Origin of the sequence: Listeria grandensis FSL F6-0971 (assembly GCF_000525835.1) — a bacterium.
Classification (GTDB): domain Bacteria; phylum Bacillota; class Bacilli; order Lactobacillales; family Listeriaceae; genus Listeria_A; species Listeria_A grandensis.
Window position 1 is genome coordinate 296,050 of the sequence record NZ_AODD01000002.1, and the last position, 26,306, is coordinate 322,355.

25 protein-coding genes, 2 tRNA genes and 1 pseudogene are annotated in these 26,306 nt (G+C 41.7%); 14 read left to right on the forward strand and 14 right to left on the reverse strand.

The annotated features are described in order from the left end of the window. Window positions 1-255 precede the first annotated feature (255 nt). On the forward strand, window positions 256-3,474 hold the full coding sequence (locus PGRAN_RS02005; protein WP_036064650.1) for an MMPL family transporter: 3,219 nt from the start codon (window positions 256-258) through the stop codon (window positions 3,472-3,474). 102 nt (window positions 3,475-3,576) lie between these two features. Here the strand turns inward: PGRAN_RS02005 and PGRAN_RS02010 are convergent, their stop codons facing one another. Both PGRAN_RS02010 and PGRAN_RS02015 read right to left on the reverse strand, forming a co-directional pair. Continuing rightward, on the reverse strand, window positions 3,577-3,915 hold the full coding sequence (locus PGRAN_RS02010; protein ID WP_036064651.1) for a hypothetical protein: 339 nt from the start codon (window positions 3,913-3,915) through the stop codon (window positions 3,577-3,579). 47 nt (window positions 3,916-3,962) lie between these two features. Then, window positions 3,963-5,126: a hypothetical protein gene (locus tag PGRAN_RS02015; RefSeq protein ID WP_036064653.1), complete on the reverse strand. Its 1,164-nt coding sequence runs from the start codon at window positions 5,124-5,126 to the stop codon at window positions 3,963-3,965. A gap of 380 nt (window positions 5,127-5,506) precedes the next feature. Between PGRAN_RS02015 and PGRAN_RS02025 the strand changes: the two genes are divergently transcribed. Further along, window positions 5,507-6,181 (forward strand): uracil-DNA glycosylase, encoded by a 675-nt coding sequence (locus PGRAN_RS02025; RefSeq protein WP_036064657.1) that lies wholly within the window; start codon window positions 5,507-5,509, stop codon window positions 6,179-6,181. A gap of 22 nt (window positions 6,182-6,203) precedes the next feature. Here the strand turns inward: PGRAN_RS02025 and rnhC are convergent, their stop codons facing one another. Further along, a complete protein-coding gene (gene rnhC, locus PGRAN_RS02030; RefSeq protein ID WP_149023976.1) occupies window positions 6,204-7,130 on the reverse strand; it encodes a ribonuclease HIII in 927 nt (308 codons plus the stop codon). Window positions 7,131-7,319: 189 nt separating this feature from the next. Between rnhC and zapA the strand changes: the two genes are divergently transcribed. The 7 genes from zapA (at window position 7,320) to PGRAN_RS02065 (ending at window position 16,037) form a co-directional block, all read left to right on the forward strand. Beyond that, window positions 7,320-7,586: a cell division protein ZapA gene (gene zapA, locus PGRAN_RS02035; protein ID WP_036064659.1), complete on the forward strand. Its 267-nt coding sequence runs from the start codon at window positions 7,320-7,322 to the stop codon at window positions 7,584-7,586. After that, the gene (locus tag PGRAN_RS02040; RefSeq protein ID WP_036064660.1) at window positions 7,587-8,129 is read left to right on the forward strand and encodes a CvpA family protein; all 543 of its coding nucleotides are present in this window, start codon (window positions 7,587-7,589) and stop codon (window positions 8,127-8,129) included. Window positions 8,130-8,201: 72 nt separating this feature from the next. After that, a complete protein-coding gene (gene polX, locus PGRAN_RS02045) occupies window positions 8,202-9,914 on the forward strand; it encodes a DNA polymerase/3'-5' exonuclease PolX (RefSeq protein WP_036064662.1) in 1,713 nt (570 codons plus the stop codon). 28 nt (window positions 9,915-9,942) lie between these two features. Then, window positions 9,943-12,300, forward strand: a complete 2,358-nt coding sequence (locus PGRAN_RS02050) for an endonuclease MutS2 (RefSeq protein WP_036064664.1) — start codon at window positions 9,943-9,945, stop codon at window positions 12,298-12,300. Between the two features lie 79 nt (window positions 12,301-12,379). Further along, window positions 12,380-12,694 (forward strand): thioredoxin, encoded by a 315-nt coding sequence (gene trxA, locus PGRAN_RS02055; RefSeq protein WP_036064666.1) that lies wholly within the window; start codon window positions 12,380-12,382, stop codon window positions 12,692-12,694. A gap of 316 nt (window positions 12,695-13,010) precedes the next feature. Continuing rightward, window positions 13,011-14,810 carry an excinuclease ABC subunit UvrC gene (gene uvrC / locus PGRAN_RS02060; RefSeq protein WP_036064668.1) on the forward strand — a complete coding sequence of 600 codons (1,800 nt, stop codon included), beginning with the start codon at window positions 13,011-13,013 and terminating at the stop codon, window positions 14,808-14,810. A gap of 12 nt (window positions 14,811-14,822) precedes the next feature. After that, the gene (locus PGRAN_RS02065) at window positions 14,823-16,037 is read left to right on the forward strand and encodes an aspartate kinase (protein WP_036064670.1); all 1,215 of its coding nucleotides are present in this window, start codon (window positions 14,823-14,825) and stop codon (window positions 16,035-16,037) included. Between the two features lie 795 nt (window positions 16,038-16,832). On the opposite strand, the gene PGRAN_RS02070 is transcribed toward PGRAN_RS02065, so the two are convergent. The 5 genes and pseudogenes from PGRAN_RS02070 to racE all read right to left on the reverse strand — a co-directional run bounded on the left by PGRAN_RS02070 (window position 16,833) and on the right by racE (window position 19,766). After that, window positions 16,833-16,906, reverse strand: a tRNA-Arg gene (locus PGRAN_RS02070). A 139-nt stretch (window positions 16,907-17,045) separates the two neighbouring features. Next, window positions 17,046-17,570, reverse strand: a complete 525-nt coding sequence (locus PGRAN_RS02075; RefSeq protein WP_036065233.1) for a metallophosphoesterase — start codon at window positions 17,568-17,570, stop codon at window positions 17,046-17,048. Between the two features lie 31 nt (window positions 17,571-17,601). Next, window positions 17,602-18,207, reverse strand: a complete 606-nt coding sequence (locus PGRAN_RS02080) for an XTP/dITP diphosphatase (protein ID WP_036064671.1) — start codon at window positions 18,205-18,207, stop codon at window positions 17,602-17,604. Next, complete coding sequence (gene rph, locus PGRAN_RS02085) at window positions 18,204-18,953, reverse strand: ribonuclease PH (protein ID WP_036064674.1); 750 nt, start codon at window positions 18,951-18,953, stop codon at window positions 18,204-18,206. The genes PGRAN_RS02080 and rph overlap by 4 nt, the downstream gene beginning before the upstream one ends. Then, a pseudogene (gene racE, locus PGRAN_RS17115) lies at window positions 18,943-19,766 on the reverse strand (glutamate racemase). Before racE ends, rph begins: the two are co-directional and overlap by 11 nt. A gap of 202 nt (window positions 19,767-19,968) precedes the next feature. Between racE and PGRAN_RS02095 the strand changes: the two are divergent. Both PGRAN_RS02095 and ybaK read left to right on the forward strand, forming a co-directional pair. Beyond that, window positions 19,969-20,424 carry a YslB family protein gene (locus PGRAN_RS02095; RefSeq protein WP_036064675.1) on the forward strand — a complete coding sequence of 152 codons (456 nt, stop codon included), beginning with the start codon at window positions 19,969-19,971 and terminating at the stop codon, window positions 20,422-20,424. Window positions 20,425-20,491: 67 nt separating this feature from the next. After that, window positions 20,492-21,004: a Cys-tRNA(Pro) deacylase gene (ybaK, locus tag PGRAN_RS02100; protein ID WP_036064677.1), complete on the forward strand. Its 513-nt coding sequence runs from the start codon at window positions 20,492-20,494 to the stop codon at window positions 21,002-21,004. 87 nt (window positions 21,005-21,091) lie between these two features. Here ybaK and PGRAN_RS02105 read toward each other — a convergent pair. Continuing rightward, a tRNA-Ser gene (locus PGRAN_RS02105) sits at window positions 21,092-21,181 on the reverse strand. Between the two features lie 188 nt (window positions 21,182-21,369). Here PGRAN_RS02105 and PGRAN_RS02110 point away from each other — a divergent pair. Then, the gene (locus tag PGRAN_RS02110) at window positions 21,370-21,834 is read left to right on the forward strand and encodes a hypothetical protein (RefSeq protein ID WP_036064679.1); all 465 of its coding nucleotides are present in this window, start codon (window positions 21,370-21,372) and stop codon (window positions 21,832-21,834) included. Window positions 21,835-21,860: 26 nt separating this feature from the next. On the opposite strand, the gene PGRAN_RS02115 is transcribed toward PGRAN_RS02110, so the two are convergent. The 3 genes from PGRAN_RS02115 to PGRAN_RS15465 are packed head-to-tail and all read right to left on the reverse strand — an operon-like array spanning window position 21,861 to window position 23,537. Beyond that, the gene (locus tag PGRAN_RS02115) at window positions 21,861-22,274 is read right to left on the reverse strand and encodes a VOC family protein (RefSeq protein ID WP_036064681.1); all 414 of its coding nucleotides are present in this window, start codon (window positions 22,272-22,274) and stop codon (window positions 21,861-21,863) included. A 42-nt stretch (window positions 22,275-22,316) separates the two neighbouring features. Beyond that, entirely contained in the window at window positions 22,317-22,958 is a 642-nt protein-coding gene (locus PGRAN_RS02120; protein WP_036064683.1) for a FusB/FusC family EF-G-binding protein, read from the reverse strand. A gap of 3 nt (window positions 22,959-22,961) precedes the next feature. Then, window positions 22,962-23,537, reverse strand: a complete 576-nt coding sequence (locus PGRAN_RS15465) for a TetR/AcrR family transcriptional regulator (RefSeq protein WP_051998388.1) — start codon at window positions 23,535-23,537, stop codon at window positions 22,962-22,964. Window positions 23,538-23,661: 124 nt separating this feature from the next. Between PGRAN_RS15465 and PGRAN_RS02130 the strand changes: the two genes are divergently transcribed. Next, a complete protein-coding gene (locus PGRAN_RS02130; RefSeq protein WP_036064685.1) occupies window positions 23,662-24,390 on the forward strand; it encodes an AzlC family ABC transporter permease in 729 nt (242 codons plus the stop codon). Further along, the gene (locus PGRAN_RS02135; RefSeq protein ID WP_036064687.1) at window positions 24,387-24,710 is read left to right on the forward strand and encodes an AzlD domain-containing protein; all 324 of its coding nucleotides are present in this window, start codon (window positions 24,387-24,389) and stop codon (window positions 24,708-24,710) included. Before PGRAN_RS02130 ends, PGRAN_RS02135 begins: the two co-directional genes overlap by 4 nt. Window positions 24,711-24,932: 222 nt before the next feature. Here PGRAN_RS02135 and PGRAN_RS02140 read toward each other — a convergent pair whose 3' ends face one another. Further along, window positions 24,933-25,562, reverse strand: coding sequence for a DUF1361 domain-containing protein (locus tag PGRAN_RS02140; protein WP_036064690.1), 630 nt, complete (start codon window positions 25,560-25,562; stop codon window positions 24,933-24,935). A gap of 155 nt (window positions 25,563-25,717) precedes the next feature. Continuing rightward, a complete protein-coding gene (locus PGRAN_RS02145; RefSeq protein WP_036064692.1) occupies window positions 25,718-26,182 on the reverse strand; it encodes a hypothetical protein in 465 nt (154 codons plus the stop codon). Window positions 26,183-26,306: the final 124 nt, after the last annotated feature.

The following is a 26,306-nucleotide window of genomic DNA, read 5'->3' on the forward strand; positions in this document are numbered from 1 at the left end:
CGCCATTCCAGCCAAGATGAACCGCTTACTTGAAAAAGATTCAATTCACCGTGCAAAAAATCCACAAGATCTCCGCAGATTTAGGTTAACCGTAACGAAAAATGGGGAAAAGGTATACGAGACATGAGAACAAAAACTAGAATAACTTGTGTCGGGGTGGCTAGAAATTTTAGGCGAGGAAGACAGCGAGCAATTTTTAACATTATATAAAAAAATATCTGAGTCAGTCATCCAAAAAAAGAGGGGGAACGTGTAATGAAATGGATTGTAAAATTTAGATGGCTGATTGTGGTAGCGTGGCTTGTCGTCATGGCTGCACTTATTTTTACGGCACCAAATATGGCTGATCTCGTTCGCGAAAAGGGCGAAATCAAGCTACCAGATGGCTATCCTTCTTCACTAGCAACGGAAATGGAGAAGAAACATAATCCTGATAAACAGGGGCAGGCCTACATCGCAGTATACACATCTCATAAAAAACTGACAGATAAGGATCTCGATCATATCGAAGGCTCATTAACCGATATTGAAAAAAATAAGGAATCGCTGCATATTACAAGCGTTGTCGACAGTTTTAACCAGCCAGAGCTAAAAGATAAGTTCCTATCAAAAGACGGCAAAACGATGGTGGCGACATTCAATGTCGATGCGGGCAAAACGCCAGTTAAAGACATCAGAACAGCGATCGATAAAAAAATGGACATAAAAGGCGTTGACACTTACTTGACTGGAAATGCTTTGATCCAAGAGGATGTTGTCCAAAGTTCTGAAGACGGTTTACATAAAACAGAAGGCATTACGATCGTCTTTATTTTAGTCGTATTGGTCTTAGTTTTCCGCTCGGTTGTGGCCCCATTTATTCCGTTATTAACAGTTGGTATCAGCTATATAACGAGTCAAGCAGTTGTTTCGTTCTTAGTAGACCAACTCAATTTCCCAGTATCAACATACACGCAAATCTTTATGGTTTGCATACTGTTTGGGATTGGGACGGATTATTGCATTTTGCTGATGAGTCGCTTTAAGGAAGAGATTGGAAATGGCTTGACAGGGAGAGAAGCTGTATTTGCAACGTATCGGACAGCCGGGAAAACAGTGATTTACAGCGGCATTGCCGTACTTGTTGCATTTGCATCGCTCAGCTTTGTTCAGTTCGAACTTTATCGCTCCGCCGTGGCTGTGGCTGTTGGCATTGTAGTCCTTCTTGCCGCGTTGTTCACGATAGTTCCATTTTTCATGGCGACACTCGGCACCAAATTATTTTGGCCACTGAATAAAAACGTTGGGCACAAAGAAAATAAGCTATGGGGAGCAGCCGGGAAGTTCGCTTTTGCCAGACCATTCCTAGCACTTCTCGTTGTGGCAGTGATTACTGTGCCACCAATTATTATGTACACAGGAAATCTATCATTCAACTCCTTGGATGAAATTAGCGACAAATACCCGTCTAAAAAAGGCTTCAATGTCGTTTCGGATAGTTTCGGAGCAGGACAAGTGGCGCCAACGACGGTTTATTTAGAAAATGATGATTCGATGAAAACGACGGAATATCTTGCTTTACTAGAAGAAATTTCGACGGATTTATCTCACGTGCATGGCGTTGACATGGTTCTCGGTGCTACACGACCAACAGGCAAGCGTCTCGACGATATTTATGTCAAAGACCAAGCAGGTAAAGTAGGCGATGGCTTAGATACCGCAGATAAGGGGCTTGGCACAATTCAAAAAGGCTTATCCGATGCAAGTTCACAAATGTCAAAATCAGAACCACAGTTAAATAAAGCTGTGAAAAGTGTCGGTGAATTGCAAGCCGGAACCGTCGCTACAAAAGACGGTGTCGACCAACTTCAAGATGCACTAACACAAATTTCAGCGGGCATTAAAGAAGGGGCATCAGGAGCAGGAGACTTAGAAGCAGGAATCCGCTCCGCTCGAAGCCAACTCGCAACTTTGCAAAACGGTCAACAGCAAATTCAAGCTGGCTATGACCAAGTTGGAACGGCATTACAAAAAGTAGCAGATCAAACCGCACAATTCCAAAATCCGGCGAAACCAGCGATTGATACATCGGCGCTGGGTGCTTTGTTCAGCAACATGAATGGTTCATTAAAAGCCTACATTGCTAGTCATCCAGCCGCGATAAACGATCCAGATTTCCAAGCTATTATGGGTGATTTCGCCAAACTTGGCCAAGCCACAAAAGCGTTAGGACCACAAATTCAAGCCAGCATCGACAAAGAAACTGCGAAAGCAAAACAACAAATGACGGCTCTTAATGATGGTATCCAAAAACTAGCATTTAGCATGTCCCAACTAAACGCCAAAAATGCAGAAATCACACAAGGACTTGGCGCATTCAACAGCGGCTTAGGACAGATCGAGACAGGATTAGACCAACTAGAAACCGGTTTAAATCAAGCATCGGCAGGAGAAGATCAAGTCGTCGCTAAAATGCCAGAAATTTCGTCCGCATTATCTCAACTCGCAGCAGGTCAGGGCCAATTACAAACTGGATTTAGCGCGATGACAGGCCAAATTGGGCAATTAACAACCGGTTTAAAACAAAGTGCTGATGGTTTAGGTCAAATACAATCCGGTTTAACCGGAGCAAACGATTTCGTGAAAAATTGGTCGAATGTTCCATATGCGGACTCAGGCATTTACATTCCAGACCAGCTACTACAGAACGCGGACTATCAAAAAGTACTAGACCAATATATGTCATCAGACGGAAAACTAGCGTCACTGAATCTAGTCCTGACAAAAAATCCATATTCTGATGCCGCAATGGACACGATTGACGGTATCAACGCGCAACTAAAGTCGAGTTTACAAGGAACAAAACTCGAAAATGCCAATATCGGAATTGGTGGTATGACAAGTATTAACTACGATACGAGAGACATGTCTAGCGCTGATTATCAGATGGTATTAATTTTCGTATTAACGGGGGTATTCATTGTGCTAGTCATCGTGCTACGCTCTCTCGTTATGCCATTATATTTAGTAGCATCACTCGTCTTAACGTACTTTGCTTCCATCGGTATTGCGGAGATCATCTTCGCGCGAATCATTGGTTACGACGGTTTAACGTGGGCAACACCGTTCTTCGGATTTGTCGTACTCGTCGCGCTTGGCATCGATTATTCCATCTTCCTGATGACACGATTTAACGAATATCATGGTATGCCGATTCGCGAGCGGATGATTTTAACAATGAAAAACATGGGAGGCGTCATCTTCTCAGCTGTGCTAATTCTTGGAGGAACGTTCGCAGCGATGATGCCTGCGGGAGTACTATCTCTGCTAGAGATCGCCTCGGTGGTACTGATAGGGTTACTCCTTTACGCCTTTGTCGTCTTACCACTCTTTGTCCCAGTCATGGTTCGTTTATTCGGAAAAGCCAACTGGTGGCCATTTATCACTAGGAAAAATGAGCATCAGGAAAATGTAGATCCAAAAAATCGGGAATAAACAGAGAGGAAACCGGGACACAAGGTTCCCGAAAGAAGGAAAATACGTATCGGAAATCAGCAATTAGATTTTCGATACGTATTTTTTTATATCCAACATTTTTTAGTCTGGTGTGCTTGCTAAATCCCAATAAATTTTAGTTTGATAGGAAGAAGCGGAGGCATTGGCTGGTATGTTTACCAGTATACCTTGATCTTCCGGCCATTTTATTTCTGTCTCTTCTTCCCCTAGGGCACCACTCTGATATACGAGAAGACTTTCGCTTGTGAGGTTACTCAATTTTCCGGTTTCGTCTTTATACACTAGCGCATCATCAAGAACCTTTCCTGTTCTTTCATCTTTTAAAGGCTCTTCAATTCTTGCGCGCAGTTCCCAGGCTTCTTTCTTGCTACGCATATCACTGACTGTAATTCCAGTTGTCGCATCTTTTCTTTTTACCAATGCCTTGTTTCCAGTAATTTGATAGGGCTTAAATAAGAAATACGGATTTATGTTTGAAAAGGAGAGTTCCCCTGAGGTTCTTCCTCTACATCCAATTGAATGATTGGTGCCTCAAATTCCGATACGACTTCATCAAATTGTGTTATAAACGCTTGATATGTCCCTGAATCTGATGCTTTTCCTCTTGTATATTGGAAAATTTGATTACCTTCTGGACTAATCCATTCACCATCTTTTTTCCATTGCACACGAAATCGTCGGTCTTCTCCCGTATCGGGATATCCATTATAGAATCTGCCAAAGAGGGCTTGGTCAAAAGCAGTTATTTTGATAAATTCTCCAGCTTTATATTTATAGTGCGTCTTTTGCGTTTTTGAAAATGCAATTTTATTAGAGCTTGTGTAGTCAATCGTTGCGTCATGAGGAATTTCAACCATAAGCTTTGCAGAATACATCGACGTAGATCCTAATGTTCCTATATTCTTAATAGCAGGCAAGGTGACCCTCTTTATTTTATATTCGTCACCGCCCATAAAAGTACCTACATTCTCAAGCTTTGGCAAGTTCACTGCTTCTAAATTGGGAACCTTGTCTATTAATCGTGCCCCCGTTTTAAGCGCTGGGAAGTCAATGCTCTGAATAGCAGTGTTGCCGGCAAACGATAGATCACCACTATTATAAAATTCTTCTAAAGACTCTAATTTTAAATGAGCGATTTGGACGTTGTTGATGGCACCAACAGCCATTCTTTTTAAGTTCCTAGAATCAATAGATTGCAGGGGGGCTTGTTGAAAAGAGCGGATATGGAAATCCGTGACCGAGCCGTCATCAGAATACTTTTGAAGATTTTTAGCTTCAGCAAAGAATCTACTTGGAACAAAATTCGAGTTAGTAAATGCCACTTCTTCTAATGTATCTGACCACAATAAACGATAGAAAACACCGACTGTTGTTTCATTCTCGTTATCTCTTGAAAATGAACCTTGTAGCTTTACTTTCTCAATTGTATTTAATTTATCCTGATCATACAGAGCACCAATCGCTCGCCTAAGGTCATAGGGGTCTGGTTGGTTGTTCAAATCAATATGAAGCGTCTTTTCATTGGTGTATATATGCCATTTATCGGCAGTTTCTAATTCTTCTGCAAATACTTGTTTGGCCCCCATGAAAGTTAAAATCCCGATAAAAATTGCTAAAATTACTTTTTTCATGCTTTTCTTTCCTCCAAATAATAAGTCTTACCTGTATTATTACATATTTCCAAAGTTCATCGGGTATCTTTTTTTTCTTGTTATGAGCTTTTTCTGTTAATAAGGAGCAAACATGTATTTCTCTGATCATTATAGTTTTCAAGGATCAGGTTCTCTTTACATTTCATTAGCTATTGATAGAGTAATTAATTTCAATGAAAACGTGAACATACATTTTTTCAATCCGCTTGTGGGGTGGGAAGAAGGCTGTTCGAATTTCCATCATGAACAAAGAAGCAAGGTGTTGAATTTCATTTTTGGCTAAGTTGTATGAAAATGGTTCATTTATTCGCTTATTACAGGTATAATTGTGGTATTAGGAATAAGTGGAGGGGGACAACATGATTCAATTAGGAAATGATTGGGATGCGCTTTTACAAGAGGAGTTTAGTAAGGATTATTATTTGAACTTGCGGGAATTTTTGAAGGTGGAGTATGGGAATGAGCGAGTATACCCGGATATGTATGACATTTTTAATGCGCTAAAGTATACGGCTTATCAAGATACGAAAGTGGTGATTCTGGGGCAGGATCCGTATCATGGGGCTGGGCAAGCGCATGGTATGTCGTTTTCCGTGAAGCCAGGAGTGAGGACGCCGCCGTCGCTTGTGAATATGTATAAAGAATTGGCGGATGATGTAGGGCTACAGATTCCGAATAATGGGTATTTGCTTCCTTGGGCGAAACAGGGTGTTTTATTATTAAACACGGTGCTTACTGTCAGGGAGGGGAAGCCAAATTCGCATGCAAATCACGGGTGGGAACTATTAACGGATACGATTATTTCGCTTCTTGACCAGAAAACAGAGCCAGTTGTTTTTCTGCTCTGGGGAAATAATGCGAAATCAAAGCAAGTCTTGTTACATAATCCAAATCATTTGATACTAACATCTGTCCACCCAAGCCCGCTATCAGCTAATCGGGGTTTTATGGGATGTCAGCATTTTTCAAAGGCGAATCGTTATTTAGCGACAAATGGGGAGCAAACAATTGATTGGCAGATTCCAAATCTATGAGTTTGCTCCACGTTTAGGATGATCAATTTCTTCGTGATAAGGTCTTTGCTTTATCTGTGTTTGCAAAGTGCCATTTCGTATATTTTTGTAGCGTTTCGGGGCCTTTTGTATCTAGAATATCCGCGGCTACTTGGTCGACTTTGGAACTTGCGCCTTTTGGAATGAGTAGACCCAGTTCGCGTTCCATATCTTGAAAAGCTTCAACAAAGCGTGAGCGGGCGATGATGGAAGCCGCAGCTACTGATAGGTGTAATCCTTCAGCTTTTGTCGCGAAGAAGACGTCTTCTCGGACGACAGATGGTTCTTTTGCTAAGTATCGATAATAGGTATTCTTTTCGGCAAATTGATCAATGAGAACGGCATCGGGCTTGATAGGTCGTATTTTTGTTAAGACGTTTTCTAGTGCCCGATTATGCAGGATGGCTTTCATCTGTACTTGATTCATGCCCTTTGCTTGGAGTTCGTTGTATTTAGGATTAGGTAAAAGTAACAAGCTATGCGGGACAACGGGGATAATTTTTTTGGCAATCTCGCAGATTTCTGGGTCAGTCATGGCTTTGGAATCTTTGACCCCGAGTTGTTTTAGTAGTGGCATCATCGCTTGGTCAACGTAACAAGCAGCAACGATCATAGGGCCAAAGTAGTCACCAGTTCCAACCTCATCAGAGCCTACGACATTTTTGGAGGCAAAGCCAGCGGGTAAGACGGATGTGCTTACTTTGGACGCCTTTGCTTTAGGTGTGGTTGCAGTGCCCCATTTAGCGGCTTCTCGTTCTCCTTGGCTACCTTGAAACATTACTTTCCCCGATTTGTAAGCAGTGATGGAAAGGCCAGCTTTTTTTACCGCAAAAATAGCACCAGGTGGAATTTTATCAGACATATTGGCTAAATAAGCTTTTTGCATAGCTTCGATTTGAGTTGGTGTAGCTTGAATGACAGTGTTTGCGATGGAGATCATCTTCTTTCTTTTAAGTTTCATTGCTTTTCATTTTACCATAATTCACGCGATTGTTTCATACTTAAGGCTGAAATCGTTCTAGATTGAAACATTTGCGCTTTTCTTCATTTGCTTTTCATGATAAGATGGGGTACAAGTAGGATAAATGTGTGCGAAGGATATTAACGAGGAGGAAGACAGATGGCGGATAATACTAGAAATAAGCTGACAACAACAATATATGGAAGAGAATATACGATTGTTGGTGTGGAACCTACCGAACATCTTCGTCTTGTAGCGCGTTTAGTCGATGAGAAAATGCATGAGATTGGTGCGCAAAATAGGACGCTAGATAGTGGTAGACTTGCTGTATTGACTGCTGTTAATGCCACACACGATTATCTGAAATTAGAGGAAAAATATCAAGAGTTAGAGAAAGAGCTAGCTCGTATCAAAGGACGCGAATAAATGATTTTAAATGCTATTATACTCATTTTATTGATTGGCGGATTCATCAATGGTTATCGGAACGGTGTTTTAAGGCAGTTGATTATTACGATTGGATATTTGCTATCCTTTTTTGTTGCGTACAAATACTATGAGGCTTTAGCTCCTCATATTACGTTTATTCCCTATCCAGAGTTGGAGAAGTCTAATGATTTGTATGCAGTACTGGATGCGCTTCACACAGAGGATGCCTATTATAACAGTATTGCTTTTCTAATGATTTTTCTAGTGGCAGTGATTGTGGTTCACATGATTGCATCACTGTTTAAAGGCGTGACTAAAGTGCCAGTTTTGCGCCAAGTGAACGGACTAATCGGAGCTGTGTTAGGCGTTTTGCAAACATACTTGGTTCTTTTCTTACTGCTGTATGTGGGTGCTATTTTCCCAGCGGAGTGGGCGCAAAATGCGATTACGGGTTCGTCTGTTGCAGAATGGATTTTAGAGAATACACCAATCCTGTCAGAATCGTTTTACAAGTGGATGACGGGGATATTACCGAAATAGTTTATGTCAGCGAAAAGCTGGGGCTGCTCAGTTCCAGCTTTTCTGCTTGTTTGAGATGGGGAGTGTTAGAAGATGAATAAAAAGAAAATTATTAATTTATTAGAGACAATTGCTTTATATATGGAGTTGAAGGGTGAGAATCCTTTTAAGATATCAGCTTTTCGTAAGGCGGCATTGGCATTGGAGCAGGATGAACGAAGCCTTTCGGAAATAGATGATTTTACAAAAATGAGCGGTATTGGAAAATCGACGGCAGTTATTATTCAAAATTATATCGAGACGGGTGAATCAAAGGAGTTAGAATCGCTGAAGAAAGAAGTGCCAGAAGGTTTAGTACCGCTTTTGAAAGTGCCTGGTCTAGGTGGAAAGAAATTGTCACGTTTGTATCAGGAACTTGGTGTCATCGATCAGGCTTCTTTGCTTGAAAAAGCTGAGGATGGAAGTATTTCAGCGTTGAAAGGTTTTGGGCAGAAGTCGGTGGATAAGATGGTGGAAGCGATTCAAGAGATGGGGGAACGGCCTGATCGGTATCCGCTGAATGATGTGTTGCGGGTTGCTAAGAGCTTGGAGGCTTATTTAGCGAAGATTCCTGAGATTACGCGCTTTTCCCACGCTGGTAGTTTTAGACGGTTAAGGGAAACGGTGAAGGATTTGGATTTCGTGGTTGCGACGGAAAATCCAGAGGTTGTCGCGAAACAGCTTTTGGCATTGGATATGATTGATCAAGTTATTGCCGCAGGGAACACGAAGGTTTCTGTGGAGCTGGATGATGGCATCAAAATATCGGTGGATTTTCGAATGGTTGCGCCGGGTGAATTTGTCAGTACGCTTCATCATTTTACTGGGTCGAAAAATCATAATATCCGGATGCGTCAGATTGCGAAACAGCAATCGGAGAAAATTAACGAGTATGGGGTGGAAGATGAGGCTGGAAATGTGAAGCAATTTGAGACGGAAGAAGCATTTTTTGCGCATTTTAACCTACCGTTTTTACCGCCAGAGGTAAGGCGTGATGGCACGGAAATCGACAGGATTCAAGGGGAAACGAGATTTGTGCAGTTAGCCGATATAAAGGGCGACTTGCATATGCATACAACGTGGTCTGACGGTGCTTATTCGTTACCTGAGATGATTGAAGCGTGTATTGCGAAGGGCTACGAATACATGGTAATTACGGATCATGGGCAGTTTTTACGCGTTGCCAACGGTTTAACGGAAGAGCGAATTCGGAAGCAGCAGGCGGAAATAAGAGCTTATAATGAACAATATTCGGAAATAGAGATTTTATCAGGGGTTGAAATGGATATTTTACCGGATGGCACGCTTGATTTTGAAGATGATTTACTGAAGGATTTAGATTTTGTGATTGCGTCGATTCATTCGAGTTTTTCTCAATCGGAAGAGGAAATCATGAAGCGCTTGCAAACGGCTTGTGAAAATCCATATGTGCATCTGATCGCGCATCCAACTGGCCGCGTCATCGGTCGTCGTGATCCGTATAATGTTAATGTGGAGGCGCTGATTGAAATGGCTGCCAAAACGGGCACGGCATTGGAGCTTAATGCTAACCCGCAACGGCTCGATTTAACAGCGAAATACTTGGAGCTTGCAGCAGAACAGCGAGTACCAATCGCGATTAACACGGATGCGCATGACACAACACATCTTGATTTTATGGAGATTGGGGTTCGAGCAGCGACGAAAGGTTGGCTGAGCAAGGAAAATATATTAAACACGATGGGGAAACAGGATTTTCTCGCTTTTATAAAAAATAATCGTTCTTAACATAGGACGTTACCTGGAGTTAAAAATAATGAATAAAAAAGTAGAAACGATTTTAGAATTCGATAAAATAAAGCAACAGCTACTCGAATTTGCCTCTTCTGCGCTAGGCGAGGAGGCGATTAGGGCGCTACACCCGACACCTGACGTCGAAAAAGTGATGTTAGCACAAAAAGAAACCGAGGAAGGTGCGAAAGTCATCCGTTTACGTGGTGCTGCGCCGATCTCAGGTATTTATGATGTATCAGGTCATATGAAACGGCTAGAGATCGGTGGCGATTTAAGCGGTTTAGAGCTCTATCAAACAGGAAGTAATCTCCGCGTGAGCCGTTTGATGAAACAGTTTGTTGACGGCCTTGTGGAGCAAGGTGTGGAGCTTCCTTTATTAGATGAACTGGCGCAAAAGCTCGTTCCGATGCGAGATACAGAGGATACGATTGCGCTTACGGTGGACGAAGCAGGTGAAATTTTGGATACGGCAAGTGAGGCGTTGCGGAATATTCGTCAAACGTTACGTCGTACAGAAGGTCGAGTGCGCGAGCGTTTAGAACAATATTTGCGCGATAAAAATGCGTCGAAAATGCTAAGCGATACGGTGATTACGATTCGAAATGATCGCTACGTTTTGCCGGTCAAACAGGAATATAAAGGGCATTATGGCGGTATTGTGCATGATCAATCTGCCTCCGGTCAAACGCTGTTCATGGAGCCGCAAAGTGTGGTAGATATGAATAATGAACGCCGTACATTGCAGGCAAAAGAAAAACAAGAAATGGAACGGATATTAGCAGAGGTTTCTGCCATTCTCGCTGAATTTATAGCGGAGATTCGCCAAAATACGTATGTCCTCGCGAGATTTGACTTTATTTTTGCGAAAGCGCGGTTTGGGAAATCGATGAAGGGAATCACGCCACGAATCAATCAAGATGGTGTTGTGAAACTGCTTCACGCGCGTCATCCGTTGCTTGATCCAGAGACGGTTGTGAGCAATGATATTTTGCTTGGCGGTGATTATCGGACAATGCTGATTACGGGACCGAATACTGGTGGGAAGACGATCACATTGAAAACGCTAGGTTTGCTTACATTGATGGCACAGGCCGGTTTGCAAGTGCCCGCCGAGGAGGAGTCTGAGATTGCGGTGTTCTCACAAGTTTTTGCGGATATCGGCGATGAGCAGTCGATTGAGCAGAGTTTGAGTACATTTTCTTCTCATATGACGAATATCGTATCGATTCTTGATAAAATGGACGCAAAATCCTTGATTCTTTTCGATGAGTTGGGCGCTGGTACAGACCCACAAGAAGGCGCTGCGCTCGCCATTGCGATTCTCGATGCCGTGGCGGAAAAACAAGCGAGTGTCGTTGCAACGACGCATTATCCTGAACTAAAAGCGTATGGATATAACCGTGAGTTTACGACGAACGCTTCTGTAGAGTTCGATGTGGAGACGCTGAGCCCAACCTATAAATTATTGATCGGTGTTCCCGGACGAAGTAACGCGTTCGCCATTTCCCGACGTTTGGGGCTTAAAGAAGAGGTCATTGCGTCTGCGCGTAGTTTGGTAGACACAGAGAGTGCAGATTTAAACGACATGATTTCCAGCCTAGAAGAAAAACGGAAAGCCGCAGAATTGGAGTATGAAGAAGCCTATCAAATGAGTCGCGACGCCGAAAAACTCCAAAAAGATCTCCAAAAAGAGATTATTGCATACCACGATCAAAAAGATAAATTGCTTGAAAAAGCGAATGAAAAAGCAGCAGGCGTCATTGAAAAAGCAGAAGTTGAGGCTGAAGTTATTATCCAAGAGTTGCGTCAAATGCAACTTCAAGGCGCTGCAGGCTTGAAAGAACATGAGCTTATCGATATGAAAAGTCGCTTAAACCAAGTGAAACCGAAAACGATTCAAAAACGAGTGGTTCATGATGTTCCAAAAGTGGCGCATACTTTTGCGCAAGGAGATCAAGTTCGTATTTTGTCATTGGGGCAAAAAGGCGTTCTCTTAAATCGCGTGAACAGCAAGGAATGGAACGTTCAAATCGGCATTATCAAAACGAAGATGAAAGAAACAGATTTGGAATACATCAAACCAGAGCAGCCGAAAAAAATGCGTCATGTGACAACCGTTAGAAGTGATCATTCGATTACTAAAACAGAGCTTGATCTGCGTGGTGTTCGCTATGAAGATGCGCTCCAACAAGTGGACAAATATATCGATGAGGCACTTCTCGCAGGTTATCACCAAGTCAGCATCATTCACGGTAAAGGAACAGGAGCCTTGCGTCAAGGTGTCACAGAATTCCTGAAAAACCACAGAATGGTGAAATCGATCCGTTTTGGAGCAGCAGCAGAGGGTGGAAATGGCGTGACAATCGCTGAGTTAAAGTAAGTTTTTGAGCAGATTATTAGCTCTATACAGAGGCGCAGTGCTATACTAGCCGTACAATATGTGTAAGGAGGTAGAGAAAATGGCTATTCAAGAAATTACAGATGCAGAGTTCGAGAAAGAAACGAACGAAGGCTTAGTGCTAACAGATTTCTGGGCGACATGGTGTGGCCCTTGCCGTATGGTTGCGCCGGTTTTGGAAGAAATTGATGCGGAACAAGGCGATAAATTAAAAATCGTTAAAATGGATGTGGATGCGAACCAAGAAACACCAGGTAAATTTGGTGTAATGAGTATCCCAACATTGCTGATCAAGAAAGATGGCGAAGTAGTAGATACAATTATTGGCTACCGTCCAAAAGAAGAACTTGATGAAGTTTTAGCGAAATATCTATAGTATGTTAAAGGCTGGTTTACATGTCAGAGAAGCGAGATTAGATCTACGTTTTCCTGACATTTTTCCAGCTTTTTTGTTGCAACAAGGACGATTTATGCTACACTAAAGAAGGGTAAAGCTGAACAGTAGAAAACCGCTTTACTACATGATAAGCCGCTAAACCGCAGTGTGGCGACAAATACTCAATTTCTAGGCAAAAGTGAGTACTAGCGCGGAGCGTACTAGGGTACGCGAGCACTGGAACGGAGCTTTTAACGACGAAAGTGAGTGTTTGTCGTCGCGCTGGAAGTAAAGCCTGTAATTTGGAGTGATAGAAATGACGACAGAACATATCCGAAATAAGCTTGCCTTTTTGCCTGATCAGCCTGGTTGTTACTTGATGAAAGACCAACAGGGCACGATTATTTATGTCGGTAAGGCAAAAATTTTGAAGAATCGCGTGCGGTCTTATTTTACGGGTTCGCATGACGGGAAAACCCAGCGTTTAGTTCAAGAAATTCGTGATTTTGAATATATTGTAACATCTTCGAATGTGGAGGCTTTGTTACTCGAAATAAATTTAATTAAGAAACATGATCCGCGGTACAATATTATGTTAAAAGATGACAAAACTTACCCGTTCATCAAAATTACCAACGAACGCCATCCGCGGCTGATTATTACACGTAAAGTCAAGCGGGATAAAGGAAAGTACTTCGGGCCATATCCGAATGTGTATGCGGCAAATGAAACGAAGAAAATTCTGGACCGGCTTTATCCACTTCGAAAATGTACGACGATGCCAAACAAGGTTTGTCTGTACTATCACTTAGGTCAGTGTTTAGCACCGTGCGTATTTAAGGTCGAGGCAGATACGTATAAAACGATGACAGATGAAATTGTGCAATTCTTAAACGGTGGTTATAAAGAAGTGAAACAAGATTTGCAGGCGCGGATGCAAGAAGCAGCAGAGTCTATGGAATTCGAAAAAGCAGCGGAATACCGTGATCAGATTACCGCGATCGAAACGACGATGGAGAAACAGAAAATGACGATGACCGATTTTGTGGATCGCGATGTGTTCGGCTATGCGATTGACAAAGGCTGGATGTGCGTGCAGGTCTTCTTTATTCGCCAAGGAAAATTGATTGAGCGCGATGTTTCTCAGTTTCCATTTTATAGTGATGCGGATGAGGATTTCCTCACGTTTATCGGGCAATTTTATCAGAAAACCAACCATATTCCACCACAGGAGATTTTTTTGCCGGATGATGTGGATGAAGAGGCGATTCAAGCGCTGTTGCCGAACACGAAAATTCTTGTGCCAAAACGCGGTAACAAGAAGGATCTGGTGAAACTCGCATATAAGAATGCTAAAATCGCATTAAATGAGAAATTCCTGTTGCTAGAGCGGAATGAGGAACGGACAGTTGGCGCGACAGAACGGTTAGGCGAGGCGATGGGAATTCCGACGCCAAACCGAATTGAGGCTTTTGATAACTCCAATATCTACGGAACCGATCCTGTTTCCGCGATGATTACCTTCCTTGACGGGCGACCAAGCAAAAACGATTACCGCAAGTATAAAATAAAAACCGTTGTTGGTCCGGATGACTACGCCACGATGCGCGAAGTTGTACGTCGCCGCTATTGGCGCGTGCTCAAAGAAGGCTTGCCACTTCCTGATTTAATTTTGATTGATGGTGGAAAAGGGCAGATCGATAGTGCAAAGGATGTGCTAGTCAACGAGTTGGGGCTGGATATTCCGGTCGCAGGGTTAGCGAAGGATAGCAAACACAAAACTAGTCAGCTCCTGTTCGGCGATCCATTGGCCGTTGTTCAGCTGCACCGCAACAGCCAGGAATTCTATTTACTGCAACGAATCCAAGATGAAGTCCATAGGTTTGCGATCACATTCCACCGCCAACTACGAAGCAAAACAGGCTTCCAATCACTACTTGATGGCATTCCAGGCGTTGGGCCAGGCCGCAAAAAAACAATTTTAAAACATTTTGGTTCGATGAAAAAACTCAAAGCGGCCACCGTCGAAGAAATAAAAGAAGCAGGTGTACCGATCGCTGTGGCGGAAGCAGTTCACGCGAAATTTGCAAAAATGAACGAAGAAAAACCAAAATAGGAGGGGTATTTTTTGGGAAGAGTAGTTTTAAAATTCGGTGGAACCTCAGTGGGCACGATCGAAAAAATCAAAAAAACAGCAGACCAAGCGATCCGCGAATTTGAAAAGGGAAATCAGGTGGTCATAGTTGTTTCTGCAATGGGAAAATCGACAGACCGCCTCGTTGATATGGCGCTAGAAATCAGTGATAAGCCGAGCAAGCGTGAAATGGACATGTTACTCTCGACTGGCGAGCAAGTCACAATATCGTTGCTATCCATGGCGCTCCATGAAAAAAATTATGAAGCTGTCTCCTTTACTGGTTGGCAAGCAGGCATCACAACCGAAGCTGTTGCAAGCAATGCTCGGATTCTGGATATCGATACTGAAACGATTCAAGATGCACTAGACAAAGGCCAAATCGTGATCGTTGCAGGATTCCAAGGCGTGAGCTCCGAACGAGAAATCACAACGCTTGGAAGAGGTGGCTCGGATACGACAGCAGTAGCCCTTGCCGCAGCGCTTGAGGCCGATAAATGTAGCATTTGCACAGATGTCATTGGCGTTTTCACGACAGATCCACGCTACATCAAAAAGGCGCGGAAGCTAGACCAAGTAACCTATGATGAAATGCTAGAATTGGCCAATCTAGGCGCAGGTGTTTTGCATCCGCGAGCAGTGGAATACGCGAAAAATTATCGCATCCCGCTGGAAGTTCGCGCCAGCCATGAAACCGAAGTAGGAACGATGATTGAGGAGGAAATGACCTTGGAAAATACGAAAGTCGTGCGAGGGATCGCATTTGAAGATAAAATAACCCGCGTGACGATTCACTGGGATAAAAAAGAAAACATGCGTGTATCGAAAGTGTTTACAACACTCGCAGATCATAATATTGATGTGGATATTATTATTCAAGGCATTACAGGGCTTGGCCACGGAAACCTTTCCTTCACGATTAAAACAAAAGCGCTACTAGAGACGCTAGCGGTGTTGGAAGAATACCAAGAAGTGTTGCAATACGCGAAGCTAGAATCCGAACAGAACTTGGCAAAAGTATCGATTGTTGGTTCAGGGATGGTATCTAATCCAGGTGTTGCGGCGCATATGTTTGAGGCATTGACAGATAATGATGTTGCTATTAAAATGATCAGTACATCGGAAATCAAGGTTTCGACCGTGGTGGATGAGAAGAAGATGATCAAAGCCGCACAAGTGTTGCATGATAGGTTTGAGTTGGAAGATTGATGGAACTGGTTAGACTACACGTTTAATGTATATTTATAATCGTATTTCTTAATGGGAGCATGTGAACGAATGTGGGTTATGGCATTCGGAGATCATGCTCTCCTTTATTTCGCTAGTTATTTTAATCTCACCATCATATGTTATAATAGGCGCTTTCTCGCATATTTAAAACTTTTGATCATGAGAATACTTGCATAAAAATTCTATTTAATTCGTCCCAAAACTGATTACATCTTTGAAAAGGAAGTATCTGTCTTGATGCTATCTTGTTGGATAGGTACGGAAGAAGAGTGAAACTGCGTACAAACACATTTAAAGTAAGGGAATGAAATTATAAAGTTATGAATAAAATATTTTTCATAAGCAGCTATTTTTCTATTATGTATAGTTCTCCTTTCTAGATCGCGCTTTTTTGTTGAATAGGATTAATTCGCATGTATCGACAAATTGATAGAATAGAATTTGTTAATAGTCTGATCGGCCTCCTCTGTAATAGGCATAGACGTATTTCACTAGGGCGAAACAGTTAGTAGCTTGAAATAAAAAAAATCCCTCTGATAGTGAAAAAATCGGAGGGCTAAGCGGAGGTTGAACTTCAATACTACAAAATATGAGCTAGCTTGTCCGCAGACAAAATATGAATAAATATTTAAATTTTACAAAAAGATAGCGCTTTCTAAAAAGGGCCGAAATTGAGAAGGGAAATAGAATACATAGGCTTTATTGAGGGGGGAGAAGTGCAGGCAATTTAAACTGGGAACAAAAAAACCAACTGTTTCCAGTAGGTTCAATTAATGTCCTGAGCAGGATTCGAACCTGCGACCGACGGCTTAGAAGGCCGTTGCTCTATCCAGCTGAGCTATCAGGACACGCTATACAATTTTCACAGCCAAGTATCATTCTATGATGTATTCGCGGATTTGTCAATGGTTTTGAGTGATATTTTTAAAAAATATTCATATTACTGCAAGTTTATCCATTTTTAACTGCCTTACCCGCTGGAAAAACTTAATTGTTCTTCACCAGCGGGAATGTCTGCGTTAGTTCGGTTAATTCGATATCATCAATCGTCATAAAGCGAATTATTACGCCTTCATCTGTTGCTTCAATCAGTGTATAAGTCTTATCATGAACACGTCCTCTTGGAAGCGAAATACTACCAGGATTCAGAATAATCGTGTTATCCAGCATATCAACGCCTAGTTCATGGGAATGACCAAAGAAAACAAAATCAGCATTTAATTCACGAGCACGGTAGCGCAAATTCATCAGCGTCATTTTAATATTATACAGGTGACCGTGTGTTGTGAAGATCCGATATCCATCTACTTCGCCGACCCAATCATTCGGGTAGTCCGAACCGAAATCGCAATTTCCTCGAACGGTATGGAATCCTTGCATCGCTGGATCATCTTTTTCAAGTTCAGAATCCCCACAGTGAATCATCGCGTCAACTTTACCTTCATATTTCTCTTTTAAATGGATGAGACAGTCGCGTTCGTGATGACTGTCACTGACTACTAGTAATTTCAAATTATTCTCCCCCATCTTCGTTACTTTCCTATTATACAATCTTTTCAAGCAATTGGTCTATATTTTTCGCAACTTTTTCTAAAGCTTTTCCGCGATGGCTTATTTTGTTTTTCTGGTCAGGGGTAATTTCAGCCATAGATTTATCAAATTCAGGAAGGTAAAAGAGGGGATCGTAACCAAATCCGTTTTTGCCTTGTGGTAACGCTAAGATTTCTCCTTCACATTCTCCTGTGAAAAATTGCGTTGCTTCGCCAGGAAACGCAATAGCAAGTGTGCAGTGGAAACGAGCTTGGCGCGCCGATTTTGGCACGTCTCTGAGCTCTTTCATCAGCTTTTCGTTATTATCGGCATCATTATGTTGGTTTCCTGCGTAGCGCGCAGAATAGACGCCTGGCGCGCCGTCTAAAGCATCGACGATCAATCCTGAATCGTCGCCAATCACGACCTGCCCAATTTGCTTAGCTACGGTTTCTGCTTTTAACGCTGCATTCTCAGCGAATGTCGTCCCAGTTTCTTCAATTTCACCAATCTCCGGAAAATCAGCCAGTGTCAAAATTTCAATGCCATGTGCACCGAATAACTTCTCAAATTCTTGCGCTTTGCCTACGTTGTTTGTCGCAATGACCAACTTTTTCATTGTTCGACGCCTCCGATCAAATCCGCTGTCGCACCGAGTATTTCTTTTTGCAAGGTCACCAGTTCTCCAATTCCTTTTTTGCCCAGAGTTAAAAGTTCGCTTAACTCGCTTTCGGAAAATGTTGCTTCTTCGCCGGTTCCTTGGAGTTCGACAAAACGCCCAGCGCCAGTCATCACGAGATTCATGTCCACAGCCGCTACACTGTCTTCTACGTAGTTCAAATCAAGCGCTGTGTCGCCATTTTCAAGTAAACCCACACTTGTTGCAGCAAGGAAATCTTTGATCGGGAATTTCGCAAACGGAGCCGCTTCGTGTAGTTTGGTAATCGCGAGTGCCATCGCCACAAAAGCGCCAGTAATAGAGGCAGTCCGCGTTCCACCATCTGCTTGAATTACATCACAATCCAGCCAAATAGTGCGTTCTCCAAGCGCGTCTAAATCGACAACAGCTCGCAAAGAACGGCCAATCAGCCGTTGAATTTCCATCGTCCGTCCTGTTACTTTTCCTTTAGAGGATTCACGGATATTCCGGCGTTCCGTTGCACGAGGCAGCATCGCGTATTCCGCAGAAACCCAGCCGCGACCTTCGCCGCGCATAAATGGTGGTACCCGATCTTCCACAGATGCGGAACAAATCACTTTCGTATCGCCGACTGTAATTAAAATCGAGCCTTCTGGATGCTTTATGTACCCAGGAATCATTTCAACTTGGCGTAATGCATTTTTTTCTCTTCCATCAAATCTCATGTCTAACACCCTTTTCATTTCCTAATTTAATATGTTCCACCTGCATGTCAGGAATATCTAACCAATCTTCCGCAATATCTTGAAAAATAGAGACCGAGCCAGTCGTGAAAAACCGGTGATTCACACCGACGTCATCATGGTCTAAAAGGTCATGATAATCCAGTAAAGCGCTGACCTCGCTCGCTGTTTCCTCTCCAGAATTTATGACAGCAACATCCGATCCCATAAAATTTTCAATTAGTGTTTTGAGTAGCGGATAATGTGTACAGCCAAGAATGATCGTATCAATTTTGGTGCTTTTTAATGGCAGGAGAGACTCTGCAACGATTTTTTTAGCGATCGCGCTTTTATATTCACGGCTTTCAACGACAGGCACAAATTTGGGGCAGGCGAGCGAATCAACTTCTACACGCCGGTTCAGCCTCTTAGAGCCTTCGGGTAAGCCATGCTTTGAACCGTCCCAATCGTGCCGAGTACGCCGATGCGGTTGTTGCGACTTGCCTTTAATGCTGCTCTTGAACCAGGCTGAATGACGCCGATAACCGGGATATCTAATTTTGCCCGAATGTCAGTTAATGCTGCCGCGGTCGCGGTGTTACAAGCGATGACGAGCATTTTTATATTGCGATCGACGAGAAAATTCGTCATTTCCCAAGTAAATTGATTTACTTCCTTACTATCACGCGGTCCATACGGGCAACGTGCGGTGTCACCGAGATAATATATTTGTTCGTGGGGGAGCTGTTTCAGGACTTCTTTAACAACCGTCAGTCCGCCAACACCCGAATCAATAAAACCAATTGCTCTTTTCACACGTTTCGCCTCAATTTCTTTATTTTCATCTTCTTATTAGTATACTATAGTTTTACATTATACTCTCCATTTTCGTATTTTTTAAGCGTTTTCGCAAGTTTTTTGATGGATTTTCAGTTTTTTTGCGAATTTTATAGGTTGATGTTTCTATTTTGCGGGTTTTCTGGGTATAATAAACAAAGAAGAAAGCGGGGTATTGTAAATGGCAGAAAATGAAGAAATTGTAAACGAAAAAATGATACCAGTATTTGGCTACGAACTAATTCGTGATACGCTGTTGCCAAATGTGTTAGGTGAAGAGGCGCCGCATATTTTATATTGGGCTGGCAAAGAACTCGCGCGGAAATACCCGTTAGAGACGTTAGATGAGCTCGCGGACTTTTTTCGGCGAGCTTCGTTTGGAGACCTCGCAGTGACTACCGAAAAGAAAGATGAAATGCATCTGATTTTAAGTGGCGAAATGGTCGCTCTACGCTTAAACAATGACAGCAATGTGATATTCAAACTCGAAGCTGGCTTTATCGCCGAACAACTACAGCATCAAAAGAAATTGTACACAGAAAGCTATGAGGAAGTCGATAAACGTAAAAAGACAGTCAAAATCATTGTGAAATGGGATCGTAAAGAAATTGTTTCCGATGGAGAAATTGTCAGTTAAATTTAAACGGCAACAGGTATTCTAAAAGCGCGATGGAATACCTGTTTTCATTTGGAGGGAAGGGCACATGGCGCATAATAAAAAAATTCCTAAAACCAATGTTGGCAGAATTTTAGATCAAAAAAAGATAGCTTACGAATTGCATCAAATTCCATTTCACGATAAACACATGGATGCCGTCACTGTGGCGCATGATTTAAACGTGCCGCCGGACGAAATCTATAAAACCTTGGTGACAAAAGGAGACAAAACAGGTATCGTCGTGGCGTGTATTCCAGGGAATGAAGCATTAGATCTGAAACAATTAGCCAAGGCAAGTCATAATAAAAAGATAGAGATGTTACCGATGAAAGACTTGGAAACAACGACAGGATACATACGTGGCGGTTGTTCACCGATTGGCATGAAAAAGCTATTTCCAACTTTTATCGCCGATCAGGCAATGTCACAAGACAGTATTTTAATCTCCGCGGGAAAAAGAGGTTTTCAAGTAGGCATCAATCCGTATGACTTAGCGAAAATAGTCAGTGCCTCGTTTGTCTCAATAAGCAATAAAGATGCCCATCATTCGCGCATTTGATGGGCGTCTTTACATTCAAAAACTAGAATAAAAAAAAAAACAGATCTATGATTAACATAGATCTGATTTCACACATAGTATTTAAAAAGGAGGAAGAGGGATTCGAACCCCCGCGCGGTCTTACCCGCCTGTCGGTTTTCAAGACCGATCCCTTCAGCCAAACTTGGGTATTCCTCCATAAGCACAAGAATTATTGTATCATGAAAATGTTGGTTTGCCAAGATATAAATCAACATTTTTTCATAAATTTTTCAACCGAGTGCTTTATTGCCAGAAAGAAGCGATAAAGTAGCTAAAAGATATTGCATCCAATTAGAAATAAAAGTACAATAATCATATGTCTTATAACCAAAAGGTGGAGAATAATGCATGAAAAGCTGATATCAACGGAAATAACGAAGCTCTTAGCAAAGGAGATTTTTCGGTTTGCTGATTTTTGGTTTGACAATTATTATACAAAAAATCTAGCCAGAGAAATTTTGCGACAACATCCGGATTTCATTGCAGTGTACCGACCTCGTATTGTAGCGACTGTGGCCAATAGCTTGAAGGCGGTTAGTGGGGGGAGCTACTCACAATTAGACTACTATAATCTAGGGAAAACAGAGGCGCAAAATGGGCTGACTGCGGCAGATGCCATCCGCAATCGCTATTCTTTTGAAGAGGCAACTGAAACCTTCCTGAAAAAACGTAACGAGGAAAGCTCATTAGGTATTGCAAAGCAAGAAATTGATTACTATATGGAAGAACTGAATGATTTTCATGAAATAATCATGCCGCTTATCTTACAGGGGTACACGCATCATTATGGATACGCAAAAAAACGATAGGATCTGATTCCCATCGTTTTTTTATCTTAGCCGTTAACTGCGCTAGGATCCATATAGACAACTTCCCAAAGGTGTCCATCAATATCTTGGAAGCTCCAGCTATACATGAAACCTTCGTCCATTTTATCGTTAGAAACAGTCCCGCCAGCAGCAAGGGCTTTTTCAACAATCTCGTCTACACCAGCGCGATCATCTGCTGAGATGGCGATTATCGCTTCTGTTGTTTTTGTTGAATCCGCAATTTCTTTTTTCGTGAAATTTTGGAAGAATTTTTCGACAAGTAACATGATGAACGTATTTTCATTCAAGATCATGCATGTTGCGTTTTCGTCTGTAAATTGAGGATTAAATTCGAAACCAAGTGCAGTGAAGAATTCCACCGACTTATCAAGATCTTTTACTGCTAAATTAACAAAGAGCATTTTTGGTTGTGTTGCCATTTTTCTACCTCCTTTATTTTATATATAATAGTATACCTGAACTCACGATTTTAAGACACCAATAAACTCATCAAGCTTTGTACAATCCTTCATTTGTGCACTACATGCTATGCTGTCTGCGCAAATATATTGTCCCACTGCACGATATTGATCGGTATTCCCCTTTGTTTTAATATCTGCTTTAAATAAACCGACACGCCCGTTTTCGTGGCAAAAGGCGCAGATACCTTTTTTTGCTATAGGTGTGAAATTACCTTGTATGCCAGTTAATTGCTCTTTATATGGAGAGATAATAAATTTCTTCTGTGCGCCAGTGTCATTCCAGCCTAGAAATACAAGTCGTGCCATTTCCTCGGGTGATATTGTCGGAGCTTTCAATTTCTTCGCTTTCGGAAAGAGTTTTTTCACAACCGCGTCATCAATGGTAGGGAAGGGGAGGAGATAATCTTGTAATGTTGCATCATACTTTTCTAAATCTTCTTCGGAGTGAATATGGAAGATTTCTTCAATTAGTTGCTCTTGCTCGCTGTCCAATGCATCGAAAATAGCTGTTGCTTTATCGATGCATGAAAAGCGAAGTGCATTTTTGACACCCTCATCATTTGTATTTTGAGCGCCATAAAAAGCGTTCATCGCCTGTTTTAAAATGAAATGGTAATTCACATTTGTTATAAATGGTCTCATGGTTTAACTCTCCTTTTGCGTTCCCTGGAAGAAAAAACGCTCAGTTAAGGCGATAATCTGATCTTCCAATACGCCTTCTTGTAATAGATGATCAAAGATAGCAGGATCAAATAAATGAATAAAATAAGAAACTAGAAATGTAGTCGGATAGACAGAATCAAGTACGTTCTGTGTTTGCAAATGCTTAAAAAGAATTGCCAACTCCTCGTAAATTTTCTCGAAAATGGAAGTGAGCTCTGTTTTCTTTGTCCTATCGGGCTTATTTTGCAACACTAAAATGAAATAGGGGTTGCGACTAATCGTGTGAATCAGTGTGTTGATGCGCAATGTGCTGTCATCCACATTGATCATTGTCTCGCGCATCATTTTAAGGAAATTCTGGGCATTACGCTCTAAAATTCGAGCAATGATCGCATCTTTGTTTGTGAAATGATTATAAAGTGTTCCCTTAGAAATACCAACAGCAAGAGCCAATTCATCCATATTAATCGTACCGTCCACGTTTTGTGTTAGCATTGTTTCAGCCTGTGCTAGTATTAGCTGCTCTCGGTCGTATTTTTGCTGTTCCTTCCAATTCATTTAGAGGTCTCCTTTAAACGCGAGTCATATTTTGACTTCGGAGTCATTTTGTAAAGTTAGTATAAAATGAAATGGTTAAAAAGTCAATAGCGCACTGGTCAAACCTTGTAGATTCTGATAGGATATGAAAGAAAAGGAGGGATTTGAATTGTCAGAAGAAGCAGGGAATATTACTTTTAAACAAGGCGTTCGGGATTGTATTCCAACGTTACTAGGATACATAAGCATTGGTATTGCTGCAGGTGTTGCCGGTGTAGCAGCCAATTTGAGTGTTTTAGAAATTACATTACTCGCGATTTTTGTTTATGCGGGGGCAGCGCAGTTTATTATTTGTGCGATGTTGCTTACTAATAGCACGACGCTTGCCATCGTTGTGACGACTTTCATTGTCAATTTCCGCCATCTGTTACTTGGGGCGACATTAGCACCGCATTTTCAAAAAGATGCCATGTTAAAAAATATCGGTATCAGTCTGTTGGTGACAGATGAATCTTTCGGCGTCGCAGCAATGAAACTGGCGAAGAAAGAGCCGATTTATGCCGCTTGGATGAACGGACTAAATATTACGGCTTACATTGTATGGATTGCGTCCTGCACACTCGGCGGACTTGTTGGGAAACTCATTCCAAATCCGAACGTCCTGGGACTTGATTTTGCACTCACAGCGATGTTTGTTGCTTTATTTGTTTTTCAGCTACAGAGTGTTCCGAAAACGAAGATAAGGCATATTGTGATGCTGATTACATACATGCTTATTTGTATGATTGGTCTCTCCTTCATCGTGACAACCAATGTTGCTGTAGTGCTTTCGACCTTAATCGTAGCTACTATTGGGGTGGTGACAGACCGATGAGTATCAGCTATTCATTCCTTCTCCTATTACTTGGTTGTTCTCTCGTTACCGCAATACCTCGGATGTTACCATTTTTAATGATGCGGAATATGCAAATCCCCGAACCGATGTTAAAGTGGCTCAGCTATATCCCACTCTGCATATTTAGTGCCCTGATCATCGAAAGCGTCATGACAAATGGATCAACAGGATTTCAAATCCATTGGCTGGAGCTTATTGCAGTCATCTGTACACTCGTGATTTCGCTCCTTACAAGAAGTCTGCTTTGGACAGTTATTCTAGGAGTTACCCTAATGGCATTATTACGATTTATCTTCTAGCTGAAAAAAAGACTTGCATAAAAATAAATGGCATGGTATAATAGTTACCGTTGTTAATTTAACATTATCGGTGGCGGAATAGGTAGACGCATTTAGTTGCAAAGAACTTCGAAGCAGAGCAACAGTATAAAGTACATTTAAACAAATGAAGATTTAAATATGAGTTTGTGTGGTGCAAATCCACACCCGATGATCAATAAAAAGGACTAGTGAGCAAGCTCACTAGTCCTTTTTGTCCGGGAATTTTAAAAATATAAGGTATATAAGCGTTTGGATCACGATAAAACAGATTACAAAATAAAGCATGGGATAAGAAAAGGCATCCAGCATTTGTTGTAGCGAACGCAGTGGGTCAGTGAACAAATAAACGGAATGTAGTCGGGCGAATCGGCCTAAATAAATAGCGTAGCCAGAAAGAATTGTAAGCCCACCAAACGTTGCCCAATAAAACAGGGTACTCGCTGATTTCCATCGGATCATCCATTCATCTAGCATCCATTTCAAAGATACAAAACCGGTGTATAGTCCAAAGAAAACGCCGACGGTCATGACAGTAAACCTCTCCCAAATATGAGGATGATTCGAGAAGACACCAATTTGGGCGGCGTTAATACGCAAATTTTCTAAATGGAAAAAATCGGTTAACAAATACGGCGCATTCGGAAAAAATAATAGCCATAAAAAAGCGATTGGCCAAAAAAGATAAGGGCTTCTCTTTTTACGATACACAAAGGCTGCCAGTTCAAGCGGTATGTAAGCTAACAATACGTTTAAAATTAAGAAAAAATACCCATCTAACACACAAATAATATATAGAAAATACATAATCAGAAAAATTCTGCACCATTTCATCACGTTCCATCGCTCCATTTCTAAATTACTATTTTACCAAATAGGAGCCGCTTAAAAACATCGATCCAGATGACAAAACTAGTTTTTTATGTGACAAAATTGTAAGTTTGGCGTAAAAAGAACGGCAACTATGAAAAGCCGCCGTTCTTGAACTATTACACCGTTAAGGAAACCACTTGCATGTTTTTATTTGCGATATCCAAAAATGGTAACTTTACACGTGTATCTAAACAATACGCATTGTATAAAAGTGGTTTTAGATCAGTCGAACTGTTATCGATCGTACCGACAAAACGTTTGATTTCCTGATACAGTATTTCCGGTTGTTTGAGCGAAGCAATTTTTGCATCGATGCGATTTTGACTGACATTCACATTCGACACGTGAATAGCTTCATCAAAAGTAGGATTAATCGACTCACGTGTCAGCTCTACGTTCGTGTAGCCATTATCAGCCCAGTCCACCTCGATAATATGGCAATCCTCCAATATCAAAAAATCGCCTGTCCAGAGCTTGCCGTCGATCTCTACAACCATACGTGTATTAGCGAAGAGCTCTTTGTTACCATATTTCTTTAAACAATAGTCAAACATTTGTAAATGCGCGATATCATGCATCATGTCAACATCTCCTTCATAGCTCTATTTTAACACGTTGTGATTAGTTGAACAAGTGAAAAAAGTAACAGAAAAATGAAGACTGGATAGTGTATCGATAGGAATATTTGGGTATGGAAGGTTAAGT

Excerpts from the sequence above, each read along its gene's own strand:
- PGRAN_RS02005 (WP_036064650.1), top strand. The coding sequence starts at position 256 with ATGAAATGGATTGTAAAATTTAGATGGCTGATTGTGGTAGCGTGGCTT.
- PGRAN_RS02015 (WP_036064653.1), bottom strand. The coding sequence starts at position 5,126 with ATGAAAAAAGTAATTTTAGCAATTTTTATCGGGATTTTAACTTTCATG.
- PGRAN_RS02025 (WP_036064657.1), top strand. The coding sequence starts at position 5,507 with ATGATTCAATTAGGAAATGATTGGGATGCGCTTTTACAAGAGGAGTTT.
- zapA (WP_036064659.1), top strand. The coding sequence starts at position 7,320 with ATGGCGGATAATACTAGAAATAAGCTGACAACAACAATATATGGAAGA.
- PGRAN_RS02040 (WP_036064660.1), top strand. The coding sequence starts at position 7,587 with ATGATTTTAAATGCTATTATACTCATTTTATTGATTGGCGGATTCATC.
- polX (WP_036064662.1), top strand. The coding sequence starts at position 8,202 with ATGAATAAAAAGAAAATTATTAATTTATTAGAGACAATTGCTTTATAT.
- PGRAN_RS02050 (WP_036064664.1), top strand. The coding sequence starts at position 9,943 with ATGAATAAAAAAGTAGAAACGATTTTAGAATTCGATAAAATAAAGCAA.
- trxA (WP_036064666.1), top strand. The coding sequence starts at position 12,380 with ATGGCTATTCAAGAAATTACAGATGCAGAGTTCGAGAAAGAAACGAAC.
- uvrC (WP_036064668.1), top strand. The coding sequence starts at position 13,011 with ATGACGACAGAACATATCCGAAATAAGCTTGCCTTTTTGCCTGATCAG.
- PGRAN_RS02080 (WP_036064671.1), bottom strand. The coding sequence starts at position 18,207 with ATGAAAAAGTTGGTCATTGCGACAAACAACGTAGGCAAAGCGCAAGAA.
- rph (WP_036064674.1), bottom strand. The coding sequence starts at position 18,953 with ATGAGATTTGATGGAAGAGAAAAAAATGCATTACGCCAAGTTGAAATG.
- PGRAN_RS02095 (WP_036064675.1), top strand. The coding sequence starts at position 19,969 with ATGGCAGAAAATGAAGAAATTGTAAACGAAAAAATGATACCAGTATTT.
- ybaK (WP_036064677.1), top strand. The coding sequence starts at position 20,492 with ATGGCGCATAATAAAAAAATTCCTAAAACCAATGTTGGCAGAATTTTA.
- PGRAN_RS02110 (WP_036064679.1), top strand. The coding sequence starts at position 21,370 with ATGCATGAAAAGCTGATATCAACGGAAATAACGAAGCTCTTAGCAAAG.
- PGRAN_RS02115 (WP_036064681.1), bottom strand. The coding sequence starts at position 22,274 with ATGGCAACACAACCAAAAATGCTCTTTGTTAATTTAGCAGTAAAAGAT.
- PGRAN_RS02120 (WP_036064683.1), bottom strand. The coding sequence starts at position 22,958 with ATGAGACCATTTATAACAAATGTGAATTACCATTTCATTTTAAAACAG.
- PGRAN_RS15465 (WP_051998388.1), bottom strand. The coding sequence starts at position 23,537 with ATGAATTGGAAGGAACAGCAAAAATACGACCGAGAGCAGCTAATACTA.
- PGRAN_RS02130 (WP_036064685.1), top strand. The coding sequence starts at position 23,662 with ATGAAAGAAAAGGAGGGATTTGAATTGTCAGAAGAAGCAGGGAATATT.
- PGRAN_RS02135 (WP_036064687.1), top strand. The coding sequence starts at position 24,387 with ATGAGTATCAGCTATTCATTCCTTCTCCTATTACTTGGTTGTTCTCTC.
- PGRAN_RS02140 (WP_036064690.1), bottom strand. The coding sequence starts at position 25,562 with ATGAAATGGTGCAGAATTTTTCTGATTATGTATTTTCTATATATTATT.
- PGRAN_RS02145 (WP_036064692.1), bottom strand. The coding sequence starts at position 26,182 with ATGATGCATGATATCGCGCATTTACAAATGTTTGACTATTGTTTAAAG.